The organism is Staphylococcus sp. LCT-H4 (genome assembly GCF_001866145.1).
Classification (GTDB): domain Bacteria; phylum Bacillota; class Bacilli; order Staphylococcales; family Staphylococcaceae; genus Staphylococcus; species Staphylococcus succinus.
On the sequence record NZ_MODY01000002.1, the window covers coordinates 179,708 to 200,192 of the forward strand.

At 32.0% G+C, this 20,485-nt stretch carries 23 protein-coding genes; 14 read left to right on the forward strand and 9 right to left on the reverse strand.

Translation table 11 applies throughout. From position 1 onward, the window contains the following. The first annotated feature begins 44 nt into the window (after positions 1 to 44). The 3 genes from BK821_RS05810 to BK821_RS05820 all read left to right on the forward strand — a co-directional run bounded on the left by BK821_RS05810 (position 45) and on the right by BK821_RS05820 (position 1,539). Positions 45 to 257, forward strand: coding sequence for an SA0632 family lipoprotein (locus BK821_RS05810; protein WP_046837131.1), 213 nt, complete (start codon positions 45 to 47; stop codon positions 255 to 257). Positions 258 to 589: 332 nt separating this feature from the next. Next, complete coding sequence (locus tag BK821_RS05815) at positions 590 to 886, forward strand: hypothetical protein (RefSeq protein ID WP_046837132.1); 297 nt, start codon at positions 590 to 592, stop codon at positions 884 to 886. Between the two features lie 98 nt (positions 887 to 984). Then, a complete protein-coding gene (locus BK821_RS05820; protein WP_046837133.1) occupies positions 985 to 1,539 on the forward strand; it encodes a GNAT family N-acetyltransferase in 555 nt (184 codons plus the stop codon). Between the two features lie 71 nt (positions 1,540 to 1,610). Here the strand turns inward: BK821_RS05820 and BK821_RS05825 are convergent, their stop codons facing one another. Continuing rightward, on the reverse strand, positions 1,611 to 3,029 hold the full coding sequence (locus BK821_RS05825) for an aminotransferase-like domain-containing protein (RefSeq protein WP_071331406.1): 1,419 nt from the start codon (positions 3,027 to 3,029) through the stop codon (positions 1,611 to 1,613). Between the two features lie 178 nt (positions 3,030 to 3,207). Between BK821_RS05825 and BK821_RS05830 the strand changes: the two genes are divergently transcribed. Further along, complete coding sequence (locus BK821_RS05830) at positions 3,208 to 3,825, forward strand: LysE/ArgO family amino acid transporter (RefSeq protein ID WP_046837135.1); 618 nt, start codon at positions 3,208 to 3,210, stop codon at positions 3,823 to 3,825. Between the two features lie 99 nt (positions 3,826 to 3,924). On the opposite strand, the gene BK821_RS05835 is transcribed toward BK821_RS05830, so the two are convergent. The 4 genes from BK821_RS05835 to BK821_RS05850 all read right to left on the reverse strand — a co-directional run bounded on the left by BK821_RS05835 (position 3,925) and on the right by BK821_RS05850 (position 6,688). Next, positions 3,925 to 4,491, reverse strand: coding sequence for an LOG family protein (locus tag BK821_RS05835; RefSeq protein WP_046837136.1), 567 nt, complete (start codon positions 4,489 to 4,491; stop codon positions 3,925 to 3,927). 2 nt (positions 4,492 to 4,493) lie between these two features. Next, a complete protein-coding gene (locus BK821_RS05840; protein WP_046837137.1) occupies positions 4,494 to 4,958 on the reverse strand; it encodes a YaiI/YqxD family protein in 465 nt (154 codons plus the stop codon). 4 nt (positions 4,959 to 4,962) lie between these two features. Then, positions 4,963 to 5,664: a hypothetical protein gene (locus BK821_RS05845; RefSeq protein ID WP_046837138.1), complete on the reverse strand. Its 702-nt coding sequence runs from the start codon at positions 5,662 to 5,664 to the stop codon at positions 4,963 to 4,965. Positions 5,665 to 5,812: 148 nt separating this feature from the next. After that, positions 5,813 to 6,688, reverse strand: a complete 876-nt coding sequence (locus BK821_RS05850; RefSeq protein ID WP_063410205.1) for an undecaprenyl-diphosphate phosphatase — start codon at positions 6,686 to 6,688, stop codon at positions 5,813 to 5,815. Between the two features lie 297 nt (positions 6,689 to 6,985). On the opposite strand from BK821_RS05850, the gene BK821_RS05855 reads away from it, so the two are divergent. Both BK821_RS05855 and cydC read left to right on the forward strand, forming a co-directional pair. Further along, a complete protein-coding gene (locus tag BK821_RS05855; RefSeq protein ID WP_071331407.1) occupies positions 6,986 to 8,617 on the forward strand; it encodes an ABC transporter ATP-binding protein/permease in 1,632 nt (543 codons plus the stop codon). Beyond that, entirely contained in the window at positions 8,614 to 10,290 is a 1,677-nt protein-coding gene (gene cydC, locus BK821_RS05860) for a thiol reductant ABC exporter subunit CydC (protein ID WP_046837141.1), read from the forward strand. The genes BK821_RS05855 and cydC overlap by 4 nt, the downstream gene beginning before the upstream one ends. 132 nt (positions 10,291 to 10,422) lie before the next feature. Here the strand turns inward: cydC and mgrA are convergent, their stop codons facing one another. Next, entirely contained in the window at positions 10,423 to 10,866 is a 444-nt protein-coding gene (gene mgrA, locus BK821_RS05865; RefSeq protein ID WP_046837142.1) for a global transcriptional regulator MgrA, read from the reverse strand. Positions 10,867 to 11,092: 226 nt separating this feature from the next. Here mgrA and BK821_RS05870 point away from each other — a divergent pair, with 226 nt between their 5' ends. The 5 genes from BK821_RS05870 (at position 11,093) to mdh (ending at position 14,999) form a co-directional block, all read left to right on the forward strand. Beyond that, entirely contained in the window at positions 11,093 to 12,019 is a 927-nt protein-coding gene (locus BK821_RS05870; RefSeq protein ID WP_071331408.1) for a CobW family GTP-binding protein, read from the forward strand. A 35-nt stretch (positions 12,020 to 12,054) separates the two neighbouring features. Next, positions 12,055 to 12,963: an aldo/keto reductase gene (locus tag BK821_RS05875; protein WP_046837144.1), complete on the forward strand. Its 909-nt coding sequence runs from the start codon at positions 12,055 to 12,057 to the stop codon at positions 12,961 to 12,963. A gap of 25 nt (positions 12,964 to 12,988) precedes the next feature. Further along, positions 12,989 to 13,288: a hypothetical protein gene (locus tag BK821_RS05880; protein ID WP_046837145.1), complete on the forward strand. Its 300-nt coding sequence runs from the start codon at positions 12,989 to 12,991 to the stop codon at positions 13,286 to 13,288. Positions 13,289 to 13,341: 53 nt separating this feature from the next. Next, a complete protein-coding gene (locus tag BK821_RS05885; protein ID WP_046837146.1) occupies positions 13,342 to 13,944 on the forward strand; it encodes a DedA family protein in 603 nt (200 codons plus the stop codon). Between the two features lie 119 nt (positions 13,945 to 14,063). After that, complete coding sequence (gene mdh, locus BK821_RS05890; RefSeq protein WP_046837147.1) at positions 14,064 to 14,999, forward strand: malate dehydrogenase; 936 nt, start codon at positions 14,064 to 14,066, stop codon at positions 14,997 to 14,999. Between the two features lie 70 nt (positions 15,000 to 15,069). On the opposite strand, the gene BK821_RS13610 is transcribed toward mdh, so the two are convergent. The 3 genes from BK821_RS13610 to BK821_RS05900 form a co-directional block, all read right to left on the reverse strand. Then, positions 15,070 to 15,345, reverse strand: coding sequence for a hypothetical protein (locus BK821_RS13610; RefSeq protein ID WP_063410204.1), 276 nt, complete (start codon positions 15,343 to 15,345; stop codon positions 15,070 to 15,072). After that, on the reverse strand, positions 15,342 to 15,959 hold the full coding sequence (locus tag BK821_RS05895) for a DUF1361 domain-containing protein (protein WP_071331409.1): 618 nt from the start codon (positions 15,957 to 15,959) through the stop codon (positions 15,342 to 15,344). Before BK821_RS05895 ends, BK821_RS13610 begins: the two co-directional genes overlap by 4 nt. Positions 15,960 to 16,404: 445 nt before the next feature. Further along, positions 16,405 to 16,824 carry a PPC domain-containing DNA-binding protein gene (locus BK821_RS05900; protein WP_046837149.1) on the reverse strand — a complete coding sequence of 140 codons (420 nt, stop codon included), beginning with the start codon at positions 16,822 to 16,824 and terminating at the stop codon, positions 16,405 to 16,407. 207 nt (positions 16,825 to 17,031) lie between these two features. On the opposite strand from BK821_RS05900, the gene norA reads away from it, so the two are divergent. The 3 genes from norA (at position 17,032) to galU (ending at position 20,419) form a co-directional block, all read left to right on the forward strand. Next, a complete protein-coding gene (gene norA / locus BK821_RS05905) occupies positions 17,032 to 18,192 on the forward strand; it encodes a multidrug efflux MFS transporter NorA (RefSeq protein ID WP_046837150.1) in 1,161 nt (386 codons plus the stop codon). A 260-nt stretch (positions 18,193 to 18,452) separates the two neighbouring features. Next, positions 18,453 to 19,205, forward strand: coding sequence for a hypothetical protein (locus BK821_RS05910; RefSeq protein WP_071331410.1), 753 nt, complete (start codon positions 18,453 to 18,455; stop codon positions 19,203 to 19,205). Positions 19,206 to 19,543: 338 nt separating this feature from the next. After that, positions 19,544 to 20,419, forward strand: coding sequence for a UTP--glucose-1-phosphate uridylyltransferase GalU (gene galU / locus BK821_RS05915; protein WP_046837152.1), 876 nt, complete (start codon positions 19,544 to 19,546; stop codon positions 20,417 to 20,419). The last annotated feature ends 66 nt before the right edge of the window (positions 20,420 to 20,485 follow it).

Sequence of the window (20,485 nt, forward strand, 5' to 3'; positions counted from 1 at the left end):
TGATAAAATTAATATATTATAATGAAATATGAAGGAGTTCCTACATGAAAAAATGTTTAACACTCATATTGGCAGCAACGATTACATTGTCTGCATGTGGTAAAAGTGATGAAAAAGCTGCATTGGAAAAAGACGTAGATAAATTAGAAAAACAAAATAAAGATTTGAAGAAACAACAAGAAAAATTGAAAAAAGAACATGATAAATTAAAAGAAAAGTCAAAAAGTCTAGAAAAAGATATTAGTGCGGATACATAATGTAATAATGCACGTGTTATAACATTACATTTGAAATTAATGAACGGTGATTATATTACTCTATATGTATAATATAACTCTATCGTGCTCTATGGTATTATCAAATTGTAGTACAGTATTTCCTCGGAAATTATTGTATTATGGTTTTAGTAATTGCTATAATGGGTATCATTAATCATAATGTAGTTTAGTGTAAAATATATAAGAGTAAAAATATAAAAAATAATAATCGTATAAAGGTTAATTACTATTCAAAAATATTACTTCATAGGGTTGGTTGTTTTATAGGATGAAGTAAATAATTATGCTACATAGGGAGAGAGGTAATCATTATGCATGAAAAAGATTTTAACTTATTAGAAGGTCGTACGATCACTTTGCCAGAATTAGGTAGAGAAATTGAAAATATCACAGGTAGACAAATTAAAGATTCAACAGGTGAAATTAAACGTGTGATTGCACATTTACCAAATTTTGAGTCGGATACAGACACATTTGTTGCTACCTATAGATTAAATCATAAAAATGATTTTATTGATGCAACATTCACTGCGCCGAAAAGTGAACGTAATCGTTTAAAAGAAGTAGCGGTAAATGTTGAATTAATTAGTTATATTTCAAAAGCATAATCACTTTTGAAAATTTAGAGGGTGGCGCGGTATGACAAGTTTCATAACGCGTTACTTTTCTATCGAAATTTATTTTACCAGTTTAGAGGTGTAACGCTATGACAGTTTATATTGAAACTGAACGTTTAAGGTTACGAGACTGGCAAGAGGAAGATTTACTATTATTCCAGCAAATGAATGCCAATCCACAAGTTAGAAGATACTTTCCAAGCTTATTAAGTTATCGACGTTCAGAACACGATATGAATAAAATGAATGAAAATATAAAGGCTCACGGTATTGGTTTGTTTGCTGTTGAATTGAAAGAAACCAATGGTTGGTTAGGGTTCATTGGTTTGAATTATGTGAGTAAAGAGAGTAAATATTCATTTGAAGAACTACCTTTTAATGAAATTGGCTGGCGTTTAATTCCTGAAGTTTGGGGCAATGGATTTGCTACAGAAGGTGCTGAAGCAGTCTTGAATTATGCTAGAGAAAAAGGTGTGAATGAAATATATGCCTTTACATCAGAAAACAATGAACCTTCACGTAAAGTCATGGAAAAGATTGGCATGACCGTTTACGATTATTTTGATTATCCTGACCTTAGTAAACAGCATTCCCTAAAAAAATGTGTAAGGTATTATAAAGATTTAACTAGATATGTAAAATAGCAAGACGCTGTAATAGGATACAAAAATCCATAAAGTCATGGATTTTTGTATCCTATTTTTTATTTCAGTAGCTAAGATTGTGATTTTATAAGTTTACTTAGTGTATATAAAGCATGATCTATGTCCTCTATATTAATGTAAGCATAGGAAAAACGGATATAGTTTGATGATTGTGTATCATATATCTCTCCGGGATTAATAAGTAGATTATGTTTTATTGCTTCATCAAATAACGATTTCATATCAATTGCAACGTTGAGTTTACACCAAATATAAAATGAACCTTGTGGTATTTGCCATGTGCCGATTTGATTAAAGTAAGTTGTGAGCGATGTCAAAAAAGCATCTCGCTTAGCTATTAGCGCTTGCTTTAAGGTCTGAATATGATGGTCGTGGTACTTTGGATTGTTTAGCCATTCAGTAGCAACGAATTGCGACAGAGAACTTGCACCATAGTCATTTTGCATTTTTAAATCGGCTAAATGGGAGACAACCGAAGCTTTACCAATAATCCAACCTATTCTTAAGCCAGGGCTTACGGTTTTGGAGAGGCTACTTAAATATAAAATATTATCGTTATCCTCTAAAGATTTTAATGGTATAGGGCGGGAATCTTCAAAATATAAATCACCATATACATCATCTTCTACAATTGGGATACCAGTTTGTTTACATTGAGCGATTAGCTTTTGCTTTTGCTCTAATGTGTATGAATGTTGAGTGGGGTTATGTAAATTAGGAATACAGTAAAAAATACTGTTGTGATATTCGGATTGCGCTTTAAATATATTGTTAATATTTTTCTTTATTTCAGTTATGGGCAGGTATTTGATATCTGCTCTATTATTATGCCAAGTGTGTATAGAGTTAATATAAGATGGGGTTTCTACAATAATTTTAGATTGAGGAATCAATAACCCATCGGCAATTAATTTTAAACCTTGTAATGCACCAGAGGTAATACAAACGTTGTCTGTTGTGCATATGATACCAAGTTTCTTAACATGATTAACTATCGCTGTTCTAAGATTTAAATTTCCTAATGGAGGTTCATAATTAGTGTTGAGCAAATTGGTAGTTTGGTTGGAAGAGAGGATATCCTGGAATTTGTCATTGGGTATTAGATTTGGTGCTAACTCTCCGGTACCTAAGCGAATTATATTTGGCTTAAATTCTAATTCATTTATTTTTTGTATGAAATACTGATTATTTTTAGTGGTGCTACTACTAATATACTTATGCCAATTTATATTATTATTGATATATGTATTGAGTTTGTTGTCAGAAAGAAACAAACCGCTTCGTTCTTTGGCCTCTAAAACACCATAGCTTTGAAGAATATCTAATGCCTGTATAACAGTTGAACGGTTAACATTATAATGTTGTACCATTTGTCTTTGTGAAGGTAATTTCATGCCTGGTTCCAACGTTCCCTTATTTATTTGTGTCATGATATCATCGATAATTTGCTTGTATTTTGGTTTAAACATACATATTCTCCTATGCTATCTGGTTGGTATTTTTATTATCTATTGGTTGGTCCATTTTCTGTGGATTTATTATAGCATAGTCGTTGCAGACAATGTATTAAGCTGAGTTTTTGAAGCATGACTATAAAATGAACTGGTACAGTTTTCTGTGGAATTTATTAGGAAGGGGGATAGGTATATGCTACAACCTTTAATTCATGGTTTCTTATTAGCATTGGGTCTAATATTACCTTTAGGAGCACAAAATGTTTTTGTATTTAATCAAGGTGCAAATTATAAAAGTATTTTCAAAGTATTACCTGTAATTATTACAGCAGGGGTATGTGATTCGTTATTAATTATATTAGCAGTCTTAGGAGTTTCAGTGATTTTATTGTCATTTCCTATACTACAAGTAACGATTTATTGTATTGGATTACTATTTTTATTATATATGGCATGGAGTATGTGGATGGCAAAGCCAGAAAGAGTAAACACTACGCGTCCCATGTCAACAAAGAAACAAATCACGTTTGCTCTGTCTGTTTCGTTACTCAACCCTCATGCAATTATGGATACAATCGGGGTAATAGGCACAAATGGTGCGATTTATGAAGGCGTATCTAAAGGAATATTTATGATAGCGACACTTAGTGTCTCATGGTTGTGGTTTTTCCTTTTAGCCATTTTAGGAAAAGCACTTGGCCATATGGATACATCGGGAAAATACATTATAATGATCAATAAAATATCTGTGGTTATTATTTTGGTGGTTTTCGGAATAATATTCAAACAATTAATGATGATTGTTTGTTAAAAGAAAAAGAAAGAGGTTGGACATGAGTAATATATGTGGAAAGCTAATCTATGGCATCCAAGATATATTAGTGTATCCGACCTCTTTTTAGTTTAAATGTTAATCATAAGTTCTTACGCCTAGTGGTTTGTAGTTATGAATCGTTTCGAAAAGTTGTTCTTTAGTATCGCATAAAGGTGCTAGGCGACTATACTTAGCGTCAATAAATCCTTCGCTAATCATATGGTTAAGTAATGTTTGCAAAGGCCCAAAGAAATTATTAATATTAAAAACAGCAATAGGTTTTTCATGAATTCCAATTTGAGCCCAACTATACATTTCAAAAAATTCTTCTAAAGAACCAGCACCGCCTGGAGCCATGACAAAGGCATCTGCAAGTTCGGCCATTTTGTTTTTTCGTTCATGCATAGAGTCCACAAGTATGAGTTCACTTAATTTTTCACTTGTGATTTCTCGTTCGTTTAGCATATTAGGCATAACGCCAATTGCTTGGCCCCCATGATCTAATACACCATCTTGAATTGCGCCCATAATTCCAACGGAGCCAGCACCAAATACTAATTCATATTCTTGTTGGGCCATGTATTTTCCTAATTGGTATGCTTCATTCATGTATGATTCATCTTTGCCTTTACTGGCACCACAATATATGGCAATTCTTTTCATAGTTATTCCTCCTTTTCAGATATTTGTTCCTTAATAATAGATGAAAATATAGACTCAAAAACTGAGACATCTTGTTCAGTAAATGCGGAAGGCCCTTTTGTGCGACCGCCACTTTTTCTAAATTGGGCACTTGCATGTCGCTGTTCAAGCAGTGTGTCAATATTTTGATGATTAAAAATGAATCCCTTATGGTGCATGACCATTTTTACTTTATTTAGAAGTAAGCTTGCTAGTCCATAGTCTTGAGTGATTACAATATCGCTGGTTTGTGCAAGCTTAACGATTCTGTAGTCTACAGCATCTGGGCCGTCATCTACATAAATGACTTTCACGTGGTTTGGTTGAACAACAGTGGAAAAATGGCTAAAGCTACGTACAATTGTAACAAAAATGCCTGTCCCTAAAGTCAATTCAATTACTGAATTGGTTACAGGACAAGCATCTCCATCTATAATGACTTGGGTCATAAGTTTATTTACCTTTGTCTTCGTTGTTTTGTTTTACAACACTCTTGGCCACGTAGTCTTTATATTTTTTGAACTCAGATAAGCGATTTTTTTTGTTTTTCTCTTGAGCTTTTTCTTCTTCTTTATGACGTTTGTCGATATTTTTTTGCAATAATTTATCTAACTTTTTAATGTCTTTACGATTTTCTTTTTCTAACTTTTCGCCTTTTTTCTCAGTTGAATCATCAAGTTTTCCTGGAGTTAAACCAACTTTTTCCATGTGCTTATTGGCTTTTTTCATATCTTTAATGCGTTGTTTTTTGTTGTCTTGACGAACTTTTTCTTCTTCCTTATGACGTTTGTCGATATTTTTTTGAAGAATCTTATCTAGTTTAGCTGCTTCTTTGCGATTTTCTTTTTCTAGCTTTTCGCCTTTTTTCTCAATATAAGCAGGATCGTATGCTTTAGCAATACGTTTAAGTTCGCGTTTTTGATCTACATTGTGTTTTTTATCTGCAACGTAGTCTTTTGCATGTGATGATTTTTCTACAACACTATCCTTGAATTGGACTGATTTATTCGCAACGGTTTTAGATGCACTAACTGTTGCATCAGTTGCTTTTTTCACGTCAGGATGATCTTTAATACGTTTGCGCTCAACGATGAGCGGTACTAAAAACACAGGTAATACTGTGATGATTGTTTTAATTAATTGCTTTTTGTCCATACTCGTTGCCTCCATTTAATTTATACTATCTACTTATTACCCTATGATACAGGAAAATAAACTGTAATTACAGCTTATTACAACGTATTTGCTAATAAAGAAAAATCTCTACTTTTAGTTGTTAACTAAGAAGTAGAGATGCATCGGTTTATTCTCCTGAAATACCTTGACCAATGCCAAAACCGAAATAGAGAATAGCTATGATGATGACTAATACAATTCTGTAAATTGCAAAAGGTATTAATTTAACTTTACTAATGAGGAAGAGGAAAGTTTTAATTGCAATTAAGCCTACAATAAATGCTGCTAAGAAACCTAAAATATAGAAACCAATATGATTTAAATGTATATACTCAAAGTTTTTAACTAATGATAGTGCACTTGCTGCTAACATTACAGGAACGGCCATGATAAAGGTGAAATCAGAAGCTGACTTATGATTCATCTTCATCAATACACCAGTAGATATTGTAGATCCTGATCTACTAAAACCTGGCCACATGGCTACAGCCTGAGACAACCCAATAATAAAAGCTTGTAAGTAATTGATTTGATCAACTGTTTTTGGATTTGTAACTTTTTTACTATAAATATCTGCAATAATCATATATATTGCGCCAATGAATAGTCCTATCATTACTGTTGGTACACTAAATAGGTATTTTTCAATGACATCATCAAATAATACACCCAGTATACCAGCTGGAATCATACCTACTAATATATGTAGTAGGTTTAAACGTTTTGGTTTTTGACCAATACCATCAATTGGTTCTGATCTATATTTACCAATATGTAACATTTCGAAATAGCGTTCACGGAATACCCAGGCACCAGCGAAAACAGAACCAAGTTGAATTACAATCTTAAAAGTAAAAGCGGATTGAGATCCTAAAAATTCACTTGATTTTAACCACATGTCATCGATAAGAATCATATGACCTGTAGAAGACACAGGTGCAAACTCTGTTAAACCTTCGACGATACCTAGAATGATACCTTTTATCAATTCAAGTATTAACATATTTTACCTACTTTCATATCACTTATTAAATTTTATACATTTTCATTTTATCATGATAGCATAATGAAAATGTAATTTACCACATATAACTGAGATTTCAGTCTCAAGTCTTAAAATAATTTTACAAAATAAATTCTTCTAATAAAACCATTCAAAAAATTATAGTAAATATTATTAAATGGTGTAATTTGAATTTATGACAAAAATATGAATTAAGCATAAAAAAGCTCTTAAAATTATGAGCGAATCCATTTAATTTTTACATAATGAGTTTATAATGTGAAGCAGGTGATATTTGTGAAAAGATTAACAAATTTAGCAATTAAATATAAAATATATCCAGCATGTATGTTTGTAATCAGTATATTATTAGCGATTACGGTGGTTGTTCAAAACATTTCAATAGCAGAAGTGTTAAATGCAGTCTTGTTAGATACTAAAGAAGATTTATGGACATTGCTATTATTTATATTAGTTGTGTTATTAGCGAGGGCAACATTTAATACGCTTAATCAAATGATAGGTAATCGTATGTCGACAAAAGTGAAACAACATTTACGACGTCAGCTCATTTTAAAGCAGTCTAAAGAACCTATAGGGGTTCAAATGAATACCTTGACTGAAAATATTGATGGAATTGTACCTTTTTTTAATAGTTACCTTCCGCAGGTATTTAAATCAATGATGATTCCAGTTTTTATTATTATAGCAATGTGTTTTATACACTTAAATACTGCTTTAATTATGATGGTGACTGCACCATTTATTCCACTTTTTTATATTATTTTTGGACTGAAAACAAGAGATGAATCTAAAGATAAGATGACGTACTTAAACGAGTTTAGTCAACAATTTTTAAATAAAGTGAAAGGACTTATAACACTAAAACTTTTTAATCGAACAGAACAAACTGAAAGAGCATTATATGAAGAGAGTACAACGTTTAGAGATTTAACTATGCGTATCTTAAAAAGTGCTTTCTTATCAGGATTGATGTTGGAATTTATTAGCATGTTGGGAATTGGCCTTGTAGCGTTAGAAGCAGGATTAGGATTGATATTATTTGATAGTATTGATTTTAAAACAGCAGCAATTGCTATTATATTAGCGCCAGAATTTTATAATGCAATAAAGGATCTAGGTCAGTCATTCCATACAGGAAAGCAAAGTGAAGGTTCGAGTGATGTTGTCTTTGAGTTATTAGATAGCCAAGAGGAAGTAGATAATAGAGTACCTAATTTTAATTCACAACAAAATGCGCTTATTAAAGTGAGGAAGGTATCATATAAATATGACTCTGCGCCATTTAATGCACTGAATGAGATAAATTTGGAAATTTATAAAGGCGAACAAATTGCGCTTATAGGAGAAAGTGGCGCTGGTAAATCTACATTGGCGCAACTGATCGTACAGCGATATATACCTAATTCAGGAACTGTAACATACAATCAACCCAATTTAAGCATTGGATTTTTAAGTCAGTCTCCTTATATTTTTAATGCTTCAATACGTGATAACATTACGATGTTTCAATCTATTGATGAAGCTGAAGTTTTAAAGGTATTAGAAGCGGTTGGCATGAAAGATAAAATCCTATCTTTGAAGCACGGTTTAGATACGTGGATAGGAGAAGGTGGAGAAATGCTCTCAGGCGGACAAATGAGGCGAATAGAGCTGTCGCGCGTGTTAGTAGCACAGCCGGACGTTTTAGTCTTCGATGAGCCTGCAACAGGCTTGGATGTACAAACAGAAAATATTATACAAGATGTAATTTCACAACAATTTAATAGTACGACAATAATTATAATTGCTCATAGAGCGCATACAATTAAAAATGCCAATAGACGTGTATATATAGAAAACGGGCAATTGGAATCATTAGATCAATTAGTAATCAATGAAAACATTAAAGGTGGTGAAGTAACATGAAGCCACATATTCATTTCAAAATAGATAAAGATTTACTACTTTCTATTCTTGTTGGTGTAGCCGGAAGTATAATCGCTTTGGGTATGTTCTTTCTAAGTGGTTACATGGTGACACAAAGCGCCTTGGGTGCACCACTATTTGCATTAATGGTTTTAATAGTTACAGTGAAGATGTTTGGGTTCTTAAGAGCAATTGCAAGATATATCGAAAGGTTATTATCTCATAGGACTACTTTTACAATGCTCAGAAATGTGAGAGTACAATTTTTTAAAAATCTGACTCCTGTAGTCCCAGATGTATATAGAAAATTCAATTCAAGTGAGTTGATTGCACGAATGATAGGGAGGGTAGAATCTTTACAAAATATATACTTACGTGTTTATTATCCTCCAGTTGTCATAGGTATCACAGCACTTATTTCTGCATTAGTCATGTTATATTTTTCTTATGTCCATGCATTAATTATATGCTTAAGTATGATAGTATCTTTAATTTTAATTCCCTTATTAAGCGCTAAAAGAGCGCGCGCTTTAAAAAAACAGATGAATGAAGTTCAAGGGCAATTTTTAAATCAATTTTATGATTATAAAGAAGGATATGAAGAGTTAGAGCGCTTTAACCAAACAGCATATTATCAAAATGAAGTACTAGGGCAGTTAGAGGCTTATGAAAAAGCGCAAGCGAAAGAACAACGATTTTTATCATTGTATGAGTACAGTTTGAATATCGTTTCGATGTTAGCGTTATTTGCTACTTTATATTTAGGTGTAGCACAAATCCAACAACATCAATTGGACGCAGTATACTTAACAAGTATCGTATTAATGATGTTAACATTATTTGAACAAGCAATTCCTATGAGTAATGTAGCTTATTATAAAGCAGATACAGATGAAGCTTTAAGCGATATCAATGAAGTCATTGCACATCCTACGCCTCAAGGAACTGAATCTATTCACTCGAATGTCAAAGAAGCTGTCAATTTATTAGAGGTACGTGACATTAAATTTAAATATTGGAATCAATCGAGTTATGTACTTGATGATATCCAGTTATCCATTGTTAAAGGAGAACATATAGCAATCATTGGACCATCAGGATCGGGAAAAAGTTCATTATTACAATTAATGTTAGGTCTATATCAAAGTGATGAAGGAAAAATTCTGTTGAATCATCAGGATATGACTAGGATTTTAGATGAAGAAAAATATAGTCAATTTAATGCTTTGTTACAGTCACAACAATTATTTGATGGATCAGTGAAAGAGAATTTATTTACCGAAGAGTCGGATGAAGTGATACGAGATGTATTGGATGATTTAGGTTTACAACATATTAATTTAGATAGAGTGATTACAATATCCGGAAACACATTATCTGGCGGAGAAGTACAAAGACTAGGTATTGCGAGATTACTTTTAAAAGATGCACCAATATGGATACTCGATGAACCAACTACAGCATTAGATATATATCATACAGATAAAGTGATGGATATGATTCACAATAAAGCACAAACATTAATTGTAGCGACACATGATTTAAGATTATTGCCAAGTTTTGATAAAATAGTAGTAATGAATGAAGGGAAAATTGTGGAGTGTGGAAGTTATGAAATGTTGCTCGCTCAACAAGGTTATTTATATCAAATGACAGAAATGAATACCATATAATTATAGAAGTTGTTTTTAGTTATTAATAAATCAAGAGCTCAAACACAATTGTGTTTGAGCTCTTAATGTAAATAAAGTATATTTAATTAATGTATTTTGATATGTTTCTTACTGAGATTTTACAATAGATATTTATTTAATTTTTTCTTCTGTAAATGAAGAAATTACTTTGCTAAGTAATCGGTTTAATTCTTTAGTCTCATCTGTACTTAATGAAGAAGCTACTGCAACATCTTGACAAGCAGTATCTAATTCTGGGCGAATTGCTTCACTCTTATCAGTCAAATGAATAAATACTTCGCGTTGATCTACTTCAGAACGCTCGCGTTTGATTAAATCAACCTGTTCCATTCTTTTAAGTAGCGGGGATACAGTACCTGTATCAAGAGCAAGTTCGGTAACGACTTTTTTCACGTTGACAGGTGACTGTGACCATAAAATTGTTAAAACTAAAAACTGTGGGTAAGTCAATTTGTATTGCTTAAAGACATTATTAGAGTAGTAGCGATTTACTTGCCTCTGAGCATTATACAAACTAAAACAAAGTTGATCCTTTAAATTAAGTTCTTCAGACATAAAGTTCTCCTCCAGACATTCTATCCGTTTTTTTATTCTTTGTGTATCGGACTGAATCCGTCTAATGTTGTGTGTGACACTTCCTTAGACATACTTTGGCACTTTGCCGTGCTAAAATAAATTGTGTTTAAATTTCAGAAGAAATCTAAAATTTATCAAGTAAAGGGTTAATTATATGAATAATTTACCTTTAATGCAAACATTTTTTGAGAAATGAGTGATTAGTATGACAAATAAAGAAGACTCAAGAATATCTATAACAGTAATAACTGGATTTTTAGGTAGTGGTAAAACCACATTTTTAAGTAATTATGTAAAATATTTACTTAGTAACAACGAAAAACCTAGCATTATCGTAAATGAATACGGCAATTTAAATATAGACAGCAGTACATTAAGCGATGATGTAAAGGTTGCATCGATATTAAATGGCTGCGTATGTTGTGACTTGCAACTAGATTTAATAAAACAATTAAAACATTTTCTAAAGGAAAGTGCAATGCAACATATTATAATTGAAGCCACAGGTATCGCTCATCCAATTGAAATCATAGCTGCGTGCCAAGACCCAGAAATCGTAGAAAACGTTAATCCTCCAGTCATCATAGGTCTTGTGGATGCACCAAGATTTTTAGCTAGAAACAATTATTCAAATAATACAAAAATTTTAATGGAAGAGCAATTATCTGTAAGTGATACAATCATTATAAATAAAATGGATTTAATTGATGAGTCCGCACGAGAAGCATTAAATGGAATTTCTGATATTAATGCATATGCGCCAAAAGTGTATACGACTTATGCAGAAGTAGATATGAATAAATTGTTATCTGTAACGCCTAAAGCTTCTAAAGATATGAGTAATCATGCGCACCACCATGGTATGAATAGTATGCAGTATCGTTTTACAGGTCCTATAGATAGACAATTATTTTATCAATTTATTTTACGGTTGCCGGATAATGTTCTAAGATTAAAGGGGTATGTAAAGTTTCGAGATATGCCAAATGATATTTACGAATTTCAATATGCACATGGGTTGCCAGATTATCAAATTATCGAAGAAATACTGCCATTAAATATAGTACTTATCGGGGAAGAAATGGACGTTAACCGATTGCGTAACGATTTAGAGATGCTGCAATTTACTTGAGGTTTCAAATAAAAATATAAGGGGTGTTGGTAATTATGGATAAAGTAAAGATTAATCAATATGTTTCGTTCTCAAAAGTGATACAAGGATTTTGGAGAGCACAAGATTGGCACTGGACACCGCAACAATTAAATCGCTATTTAAATGAATTAGTGGAACGTGGTATTACAACAATGGATCACGCAGATATTTATGGTGATTATTCATGTGAAGGTGTATTTGGAGAGGCACTAAAATTATCTCCACAATTACGTGAAGAAATGGAAATAGTATCTAAATGTGGTATCGTCTTGCCTTCGCATCGTATACAAGGTGCAGATGGACATCGTTATAATCACAGTAAGAAGCATATTCAACAGTCAGTAGAGCGCTCTTTAAAGGAATTACAAGTTGACTATCTTGATACGTTATTAATCCATAGACCTTCACCATTAATGGACCCACAAGAAGTTACAGAAGCGTTGAAAATATTGGTGACTGAAGGTAAAGTGAAATCATTTGGTGTCTCTAATTTTAATAAATCACAATATGATTTACTTAATCAATGTCTCGTTTGTGATAAGTTACATATCACTTTAAATCAACTTGAAGTTTCGCCATACACATTAGATATTATTGAAGATGGCACGATGAATCACATGTTAAAAGATGATGTGAAAATAATGTCTTGGAGCCCAATGGCAGGTGGAAAATTATTTGATTTAGAAGACGAGAAAGCAGCGCGTATTATGACAGTGATTTCACCTTTAACCCAGAAATACAACGTAACAGCAAATGGTATTGTTATGGCCTGGTTTAATAAACATCCAGCCGCTATTATGCCAGTATTAGGAACACATCAAATTGACCGTATTGATGAAGCTATAGCAGGATTGAAAATTACAATTACGGATCAAGAATGGTTTGATATCTATACGGCCTCTTTAGGTCATGATATCCCATAAAGTGAATTTTGGAGGAGAGTAAAAAATGAGTAATCAGAACGAAGAACAACGTAGAAGTCAACTTAAGTTTGAACGAAACTTTATAAGCTTTCCATTTTTAGTATTTGCACTAATCGTAGCAATACTCAATATAGCTTATCCAGATATTAATATAATGATGACATTATTTGGACTATTTTTCTTATACAACGGTGGACTGTTGTTTGTGTCATTTATAAAACATTATAAACGTACGACAATTTTAGCGTTAATACTTACTGTGATGTCTCTAGTTTTATTTGGTTTATCACTTTATTTATACGCAAAGACAAATAATTTGTTTTAATCACTAGAATACAATGATCAATGTTATATGACTTTAAACTTTAGGGGGATTAAATGGAAGTCTGGATTACACAATTTATGGAGAAGTTTGGCTACTGGGGGATAGCATTTTTAATCTTTTTAGAAAATGTTTTTCCGCCCATCCCATCTGAAATAATTTTAACTTTTGGAGGATTTATGACAACAAAATCTGATTTAGGTTTTGTTGGTGTAACAATTACTTCGACAATTGGTTCAGTTCTTGGAGCAATTGCCTTATATGGTATTGGTGCATGGATTGGTGAGCGTAATTTGTATCGATTCATTAACCGTTACGGTAAAATTTTGCGAGTGAAGACAAAGGATTTAGATAAGACCATTGGATGGTTTGAAAAATATGGTTATTGGACAATCTTCTTCTGTCGTTTTGTACCATTACTGAGAAGTTTGATTTCAATCCCAGCTGGGTTAACACGTATGAACTTGCCTTTATTTATAGTATTTACAACGATTGGAACACTTATATGGAACGTGGTGTTAATTTATTTAGGACAAGCAGTTGGCGGTAATTGGCATACTATTGTTAATTATATGGATGTTTATTCACGTATTATTTATATTGTTTTAGCAATTTTAATCATATTCTTGATATGGAAATGGCTAAAACGTCAAAAGTAGAATAAGTAAATGTGATAGTATTAGTTAATTAAATTGAATTGCACTTTCAAGCCATACATAACTCTTTATTAAAAATGAGATGTTATAATAAATATATTAAAGACGTTAGAGGGGATATTATGGCAAAGAAAAAAGTTTCAATCATAGGTGCTGGAAACACGGGAGCTACATTAGCATTTATAATTGCTCAACAAGAGTTGGCAGATGTCGTGCTTATTGATCGCCCACATAATGAAGGACAGGTTAAAGGGAAAGCCCTAGATATATTAGAAAGTAGTCCTGTATATGGATTTGATGTTAATGTAACTGGATCAATCGATTATCAGGATACAGCTAATTCTGATATTGTTGTTATAACTGCTGGTGTACCGCGTAAACCGGGTATGAGTAGAGACGACTTAGTACAAGTTAATGAAGCAGTGATGTATGACGTTACACAAGAAATCGTTACGCACTCCCCAAATTGTAAAATTATTGTTTTAACTAATCCAGTAGATGCGATGACATATGCTGTAATCAATGCTTCTGGATTCCCTAAAGAAAGAGTGATTGGTCAATCTGGAATTTTAGATACAGCGAGATACCAAACATTTATAGCAGAAGCATTAAATGTATCTATTAAAGATATTAGAGGTTTAGTTTTGGGAGGCCACGGTGATACTATGGTGCCTTTGGTGCACTCCACAAATGTTAACGGCGTACCTTTGAATAAAATGCTAGATACAGCGCAAATAGAACATATTGTAGAGCGTACGAGAAAAGGTGGGGCTGAAATTGTAGAACTACTTGGAAATGGCTCTGCTTATTATGCACCAGCTTCTGCTATATATAGTATGCTAGAAGCAATCTTAAAGGACCAGAAACGTTTATTACCAAGTATTGCATTATTAGAAGGCGAATATGGTTTTTCTGATATTTGCTTAGGTGTACCTACGATATTAGGGGAACAAGGCATTGAACGTATAGTTGAATTAGAATTATCTGAAGAAGAACAAGCACAATTAAAAATTTCTGCTGATTCTGTGGTAGAAGTAAAACAATCATTAAAACAATAATGATATTATCGATAATATCAAATAAGAGAGCTATCAGAGTGTAAAAGCTGATAGCTCTCTTTGTGTAGGATTACATTTTGAAAATACAGATGTATAGTGCAACATATTCGAAAAAGGTTAAAATATACATGTACTTTAATCTTAATTTTACTTTTATAGGCACATTCCATTTAGGAAATTGACGTTCGTAATAAAATAATTGGAGATAAAATAATCCAATGCCTAAGGGAAGGCACATCAATATGATGCTATGAGTATAAGAAAATCCAATATCATGCAAAAGGTGTCCGATAATCAGTTGGGATACGATAAGCACAATAAGCAGTATTATGATATTTAATGTCATTTTGCACTTCGTACTCCTTTCGCAAAAGAAAATAATAATATTTGTAAAGCAACTAACAATAACACAAAGCATAAAGCAGTCAGACTGAGACTTGACCATACTTCGTGAAAAATACGAAGCGGTTCATTAATTAAATAAACAGAATGTAATCGTAAAAAACGACCGATATAAATGCCTAAACCATTGAGAAACATCATAGCCCCAATAATACTTCTATTTAGCCATATATGATGCGTAAATTGTTCCATTTCTAAAAACATTAAAATCAACAGGTAAAGTGCAAGTAATACGGCTGCGACAAGAAAAGTAAAATATGCCCATTCTATTAACAGTAAGCCTCTATAAAAATTAAATGTAAATTGATTTAAATGAATCAAATCAGTAACCATATAAAGCGTGTTAGGTACCATAAATAAGAAAATAAGAGAGAAAATTATAAACAGTGGCCATTCAAATTTAAATTTCGGTTTAAACAAATGTAATAGTAAGCATAATTCAAATGGCACATATGCTAGAAATAAATTTAAAGTCATAAATTTATAATAACTATTAAAGAAAATTGAAATAATGATTAGAATAAGAAAGGCTGATCTAGCTATATAACGAGCATTCATAAGTACACCTACTTTCCTTCAAAATAAAACATTTAAAACTATATTGAAAATCACTAGCTAAAAAAATAGTAATGAATTTGATAAATAAAAAGGTTAATAAAATTTTTCCTTATCCTATGGAATTCAAAGGGACATAAAACCGTAATTTTGCAATATGAGACTACATGATACAAGCTTCAGATATAAATTTCAATGATAAAAAAATAAAATATTGTAAAAAATAAAGCTTGATATAGTGTGGTTACAGTAGTTAGTATACGATTGACTTAATTAAAAAAGACGAAAATAAAATGTTGAAAAGAATGATTGCTGTTATAAGTAGGGTGATTTTAAAATAATGAGATAGTTAAAAATGTTAAAAAATACAAAGACTGTGGACTTACATATCTATAAATTCATCAGTCTTTGTAATTGTATCAATTCATTTTGAGAGTGGTGAATGCAGTTATAGGTCTAATAGGTTAAGTCCTATAGTTTCATTGTGCTTACGATTTATGTCTAAGTTAGTCATATGGATAACGATTTCGGCCGTAGCAGATACGATTGCTTTTGTAAGATGTCCACTTAATGTTTCATATTGGTTTGTACCAAAAGTTGCATGAAGATGCGCAAAAGGTTTGTCGTCAATGTGTGAGATATTACCTAACAAGCTAATTAATTCTAAAGGTTCTTGTATTCTTTTTTTCTCATAGGTTTTGGTCTCTATGTTATAGAAGTTAAGTTCAACATCATCACAAGCACCAATACCACTCACTGTGCCAAACTTACCATTTTGCTCTTTTGCTAAGTCTGTAACCGCTTCTATGATATCTTCGCCTTGTTCTAATACGAGTACAATTGTCTTTCCATCTACTTGATATATCATAATGAGCCCCCATCCAAAATTTTTATTTACGCCTTTATTATACAAGTAATTTTCCGATGATTGTATAATTGTGTTTTAATAAGATTTTTTTATTGTGTTTTGTAAGAAAAATAGTATAAACTGTTCTAATATTGTGCTTTCGTCAGTTATACTAAGACCATATGAGTGAAGCATTTTATAAGTATTCTTACGAATGGAGGGAGAAACGTGAATAAGCAATTTGTAATTTTGTATTTTAATATTTTTCTAGTCTTTTTAGGTATAGGTTTAATCGTCCCAGTTCTTCCAGTTTATTTGAAAGATTTAGGATTGAATGGTAGCGATTTAGGTGTGCTTGTTGCAGCATTTGCCTTGGCGCAAATGATTATTTCACCATTTGGAGGTACACTTGCTGACAAGTTAGGTAAAAAGTTAATCATCTGTATAGGTTTAGCACTTTTTGCAATTTCAGAATTTTTATTTGCGGTCAGCCATACTTTCTCGCTCCTAATTGTATCAAGAATTCTTGGTGGTTTTAGTGCAGGGATGGTCATGCCAGGTGTTACAGGTATGATTGCAGACCTTTCAAAAGGTAAAGACAAAGCGAAAAATTTTGGTTATATGTCAGCAATTATCAATTCCGGTTTTATTTTAGGACCTGGTTTAGGTGGTTTCCTAGCTGAATTTTCTCATAGATTACCATTCTTTGTAGCTGGTTTCAGTGGATGTTTAGCATTAATACTTTCAGTCGTATTAATTAAAAATCCTAAAAATGAAACACAAGATGGTTTTACAAAATATCAACCAGAATTACTAACTAAAATGAATTGGAAAGTATTTTTAACGCCAATTATTTTAACGCTTGTATTGGCATTTGGTTTATCAGCATTTGAGACATTGTTCCCATTATATACAGCTGATAAGGCACATTATTCACCATTAGATATTTCGATAGCAATTACAGGTGGCGGTATATTTGGGGCAGTATTCCAAGTGTTTTTCTTTGATAAGTTTATGAAATATTTTAAAGAACTTACATTTATCACTTATGCGTTAATATATTCTGCATTAATTTTACTTGGATTAACCTTAGTACACAGTTATTGGTCAATTATGTTAATCAGCTTTGTAGTATTTATCGGTTTTGATATGATACGTCCAGCGATTACAAATTACTTTTCTAACATTGCTGGAGATCGACAAGGATTTGCTGGTGGATTAAATTCAACTTTTACGAGTATGGGAAACTTTATAGGACCTTTAGTAGCAGGAACACTGTATGATGTTAACTTTGAATTCCCATTATATATGTCAGTGGTCGTTATGTTACTAGGCATACTTGTTATCTATGTAGAAAAAGCAATCAGAGCCAAGTGGCAGAAAACTTAATTAAAATCATAAAAGCGTGTTTATTGGTACGCTCCTCTTAAAAGTGAGAACTTTCAGGAGGAGCTTTTTTGGTTAATATAATGAAATGTTTTCTTTATATTAACCAAATATGTCATAAACATTAAGAAAAAAGGTTTTGCGTAATATTTGTGTAACAGAGATTACATTTGTTTTAAATTGTAGCCTATATAACTTTTTTGTTAAAATAATGTGCTAGTATATAAAGAAATGTTAACAGAAATGTAGGTAAGGAGAACGATTTGAAGAATTTAACTTTGGGAATCATGGCGCTCTTTCTTGCTTGTTGTTTAGCGTTTCTTTTATTTCTTGCTATGAATCAGCAAGCACTTGCTAAAGTGCATGAATCAATTTCTAGTTTTTCAGATTCGCATAAAGTGGTGAAAGCTAAGGAACAAGCCAATCATAAAGCAAATCATTCAATCAGTGCAGCAATGAAAGATACTGAAAAGAATGAGGACAGACAAGAGCCGTATTATGCTGAAAATTATGTACCTATAGCCAAACTGACAACACACAATTTAAAAAATAATGAGGTTGGGAAGTCTAACTTGCCACAATTTTCCGCTGCATTAAAAGAAGCACAAAACACGGTTAACCGTGATAATGATATTTCTAATACATATAATGATTATGGTATCGATAGCACCTGTCAAGGAACTTATTATTATATTTTTACCTTTAAAAATAATGATAAACCGCATATGTATTATAGAGTTACTGTAAATGAAGATAATCAGGCACATATATTTGATCGATCCTATCGTGAAACAGATCATCTAGGACCGAACAAACCATGTTTATCACCACAGGAGTCTGAAGTCGTTGCGCAAAAATATGCTGTTGATAAACTAGGCGCTAATGCAAGCTTGAAAAAAGTTAAAGAGTCTAAAGAAGGCATGTTTTATACGTTTTGGAATTCGGAAATGAAACAAGAATATAAAGTTATAGTAAATAAAGCTGGAGACGTTATACGTCAACCAGCGCTCAATTAGTTCTTATGAAGATAATTCACCTTTATTGAATTATATCTTAAGACTAATAATTTCTTTAGTATGAAAAATGAAGTATATAGTTATTTAAAATAAATTTTGAGATTTAAATATGATTTAAAAATATTAAAATCAATAAAATGCTACTCCAATAATATATAATGGGGTAGCATTTTATTTTGAAGAATTAAGTATTTTTAATACAAAACGTGGTATGAATAAGTATTAAGAGTTATTTATCAATGTTATGATTATAACATCAGTTAAATGTGTTACTTCTATAATAGAAAATATTTCATTATTAATAGAAGTTGACAATGTAAATAGAAAGGGTGGGTACTTTGAAACAAATAAAAAAAGCAATCATACCTGCAGCTGGTTTAGGTACAAGGTTTTTGCCGGCGACAAAGGCAATGCCTAAGGAAATGTTACCGATATTAGATAAACCTACAATTCAATACATAGTTGAAGAAGCCGCTAATGCTGGTATAGAAGATATTATAATAGTAACAGGCAAACATAAAAGAGCTATAGAAGATCATTTTGATAATCAAAAAGAATTAGAAATGATTCTTGAAACGAAAGGTAAAACAGATTTACTTGGAAGAGTAAAATTTTCTACAGAGTTAGCGAATATTTTTTACGTTAGACAAAAAGAACAAAAAGGATTGGGTCATGCAATTTATTCTGCACGTCAATTTATAGGAGATGAGCCTTTTGCAGTGTTGCTTGGTGATGATATTGTTGAATCTGATACTCCTGCTATTAAACAATTGATTAATGCTTATGAAGATACAGGCAAATCTGTGATTGGAGTACAAGAAGTTGAAGAAGATCAAACACATCGTTACGGTATTATTGATCCTTTAACTAAAATTGACAGAAAATATGAAGTGCGACAATTTGTTGAAAAGCCTAAACCAGGCACAGCCCCATCAAATTTAGCGATTATGGGTCGTTATGTACTGTCAGCGGATATATTTGATTACTTAAAAAACCAAGGCACCGGTGCAGGAGGAGAAATTCAGCTTACGGATGCTATTGAAAGATTAAATAAAGATGACCAAGTTTTTGCATATGACTTTGAAGGCAATCGATATGATGTTGGAGAAAAATTAGGTTTTGTAAAAACAACAATAGAATTCGCATTAAAAGATGATACGATGCGTGAAGATTTGAAAGCATTTATCAAAAACTTAGATTTAGATAGTCATTAACAATGAGTAAAATGAAATTTCATGTACACATATAACATTACTAACCACCAGTGAATCGATACGAGG

What these genes read in the sequence shown, in the direction of transcription:
- BK821_RS05810 (WP_046837131.1), top strand. Translation starts at nt 45, where the DNA reads ATGAAAAAATGTTTAACACTCATATTGGCAGCAACGATTACATTGTCT.
- BK821_RS05815 (WP_046837132.1), top strand. Translation starts at nt 590, where the DNA reads ATGCATGAAAAAGATTTTAACTTATTAGAAGGTCGTACGATCACTTTG.
- BK821_RS05820 (WP_046837133.1), top strand. Translation starts at nt 985, where the DNA reads ATGACAGTTTATATTGAAACTGAACGTTTAAGGTTACGAGACTGGCAA.
- BK821_RS05825 (WP_071331406.1), bottom strand. Translation starts at nt 3,029, where the DNA reads ATGTTTAAACCAAAATACAAGCAAATTATCGATGATATCATGACACAA.
- BK821_RS05830 (WP_046837135.1), top strand. Translation starts at nt 3,208, where the DNA reads ATGCTACAACCTTTAATTCATGGTTTCTTATTAGCATTGGGTCTAATA.
- BK821_RS05835 (WP_046837136.1), bottom strand. Translation starts at nt 4,491, where the DNA reads ATGAAAAGAATTGCCATATATTGTGGTGCCAGTAAAGGCAAAGATGAA.
- BK821_RS05840 (WP_046837137.1), bottom strand. Translation starts at nt 4,958, where the DNA reads ATGACCCAAGTCATTATAGATGGAGATGCTTGTCCTGTAACCAATTCA.
- BK821_RS05845 (WP_046837138.1), bottom strand. Translation starts at nt 5,664, where the DNA reads ATGGACAAAAAGCAATTAATTAAAACAATCATCACAGTATTACCTGTG.
- BK821_RS05850 (WP_063410205.1), bottom strand. Translation starts at nt 6,688, where the DNA reads ATGTTAATACTTGAATTGATAAAAGGTATCATTCTAGGTATCGTCGAA.
- cydC (WP_046837141.1), top strand. Translation starts at nt 8,614, where the DNA reads ATGAAGCCACATATTCATTTCAAAATAGATAAAGATTTACTACTTTCT.
- mgrA (WP_046837142.1), bottom strand. Translation starts at nt 10,866, where the DNA reads ATGTCTGAAGAACTTAATTTAAAGGATCAACTTTGTTTTAGTTTGTAT.
- BK821_RS05870 (WP_071331408.1), top strand. Translation starts at nt 11,093, where the DNA reads ATGACAAATAAAGAAGACTCAAGAATATCTATAACAGTAATAACTGGA.
- BK821_RS05875 (WP_046837144.1), top strand. Translation starts at nt 12,055, where the DNA reads ATGGATAAAGTAAAGATTAATCAATATGTTTCGTTCTCAAAAGTGATA.
- BK821_RS05880 (WP_046837145.1), top strand. Translation starts at nt 12,989, where the DNA reads ATGAGTAATCAGAACGAAGAACAACGTAGAAGTCAACTTAAGTTTGAA.
- BK821_RS05885 (WP_046837146.1), top strand. Translation starts at nt 13,342, where the DNA reads ATGGAAGTCTGGATTACACAATTTATGGAGAAGTTTGGCTACTGGGGG.
- mdh (WP_046837147.1), top strand. Translation starts at nt 14,064, where the DNA reads ATGGCAAAGAAAAAAGTTTCAATCATAGGTGCTGGAAACACGGGAGCT.
- BK821_RS13610 (WP_063410204.1), bottom strand. Translation starts at nt 15,345, where the DNA reads ATGACATTAAATATCATAATACTGCTTATTGTGCTTATCGTATCCCAA.
- BK821_RS05895 (WP_071331409.1), bottom strand. Translation starts at nt 15,959, where the DNA reads ATGAATGCTCGTTATATAGCTAGATCAGCCTTTCTTATTCTAATCATT.
- BK821_RS05900 (WP_046837149.1), bottom strand. Translation starts at nt 16,824, where the DNA reads ATGATATATCAAGTAGATGGAAAGACAATTGTACTCGTATTAGAACAA.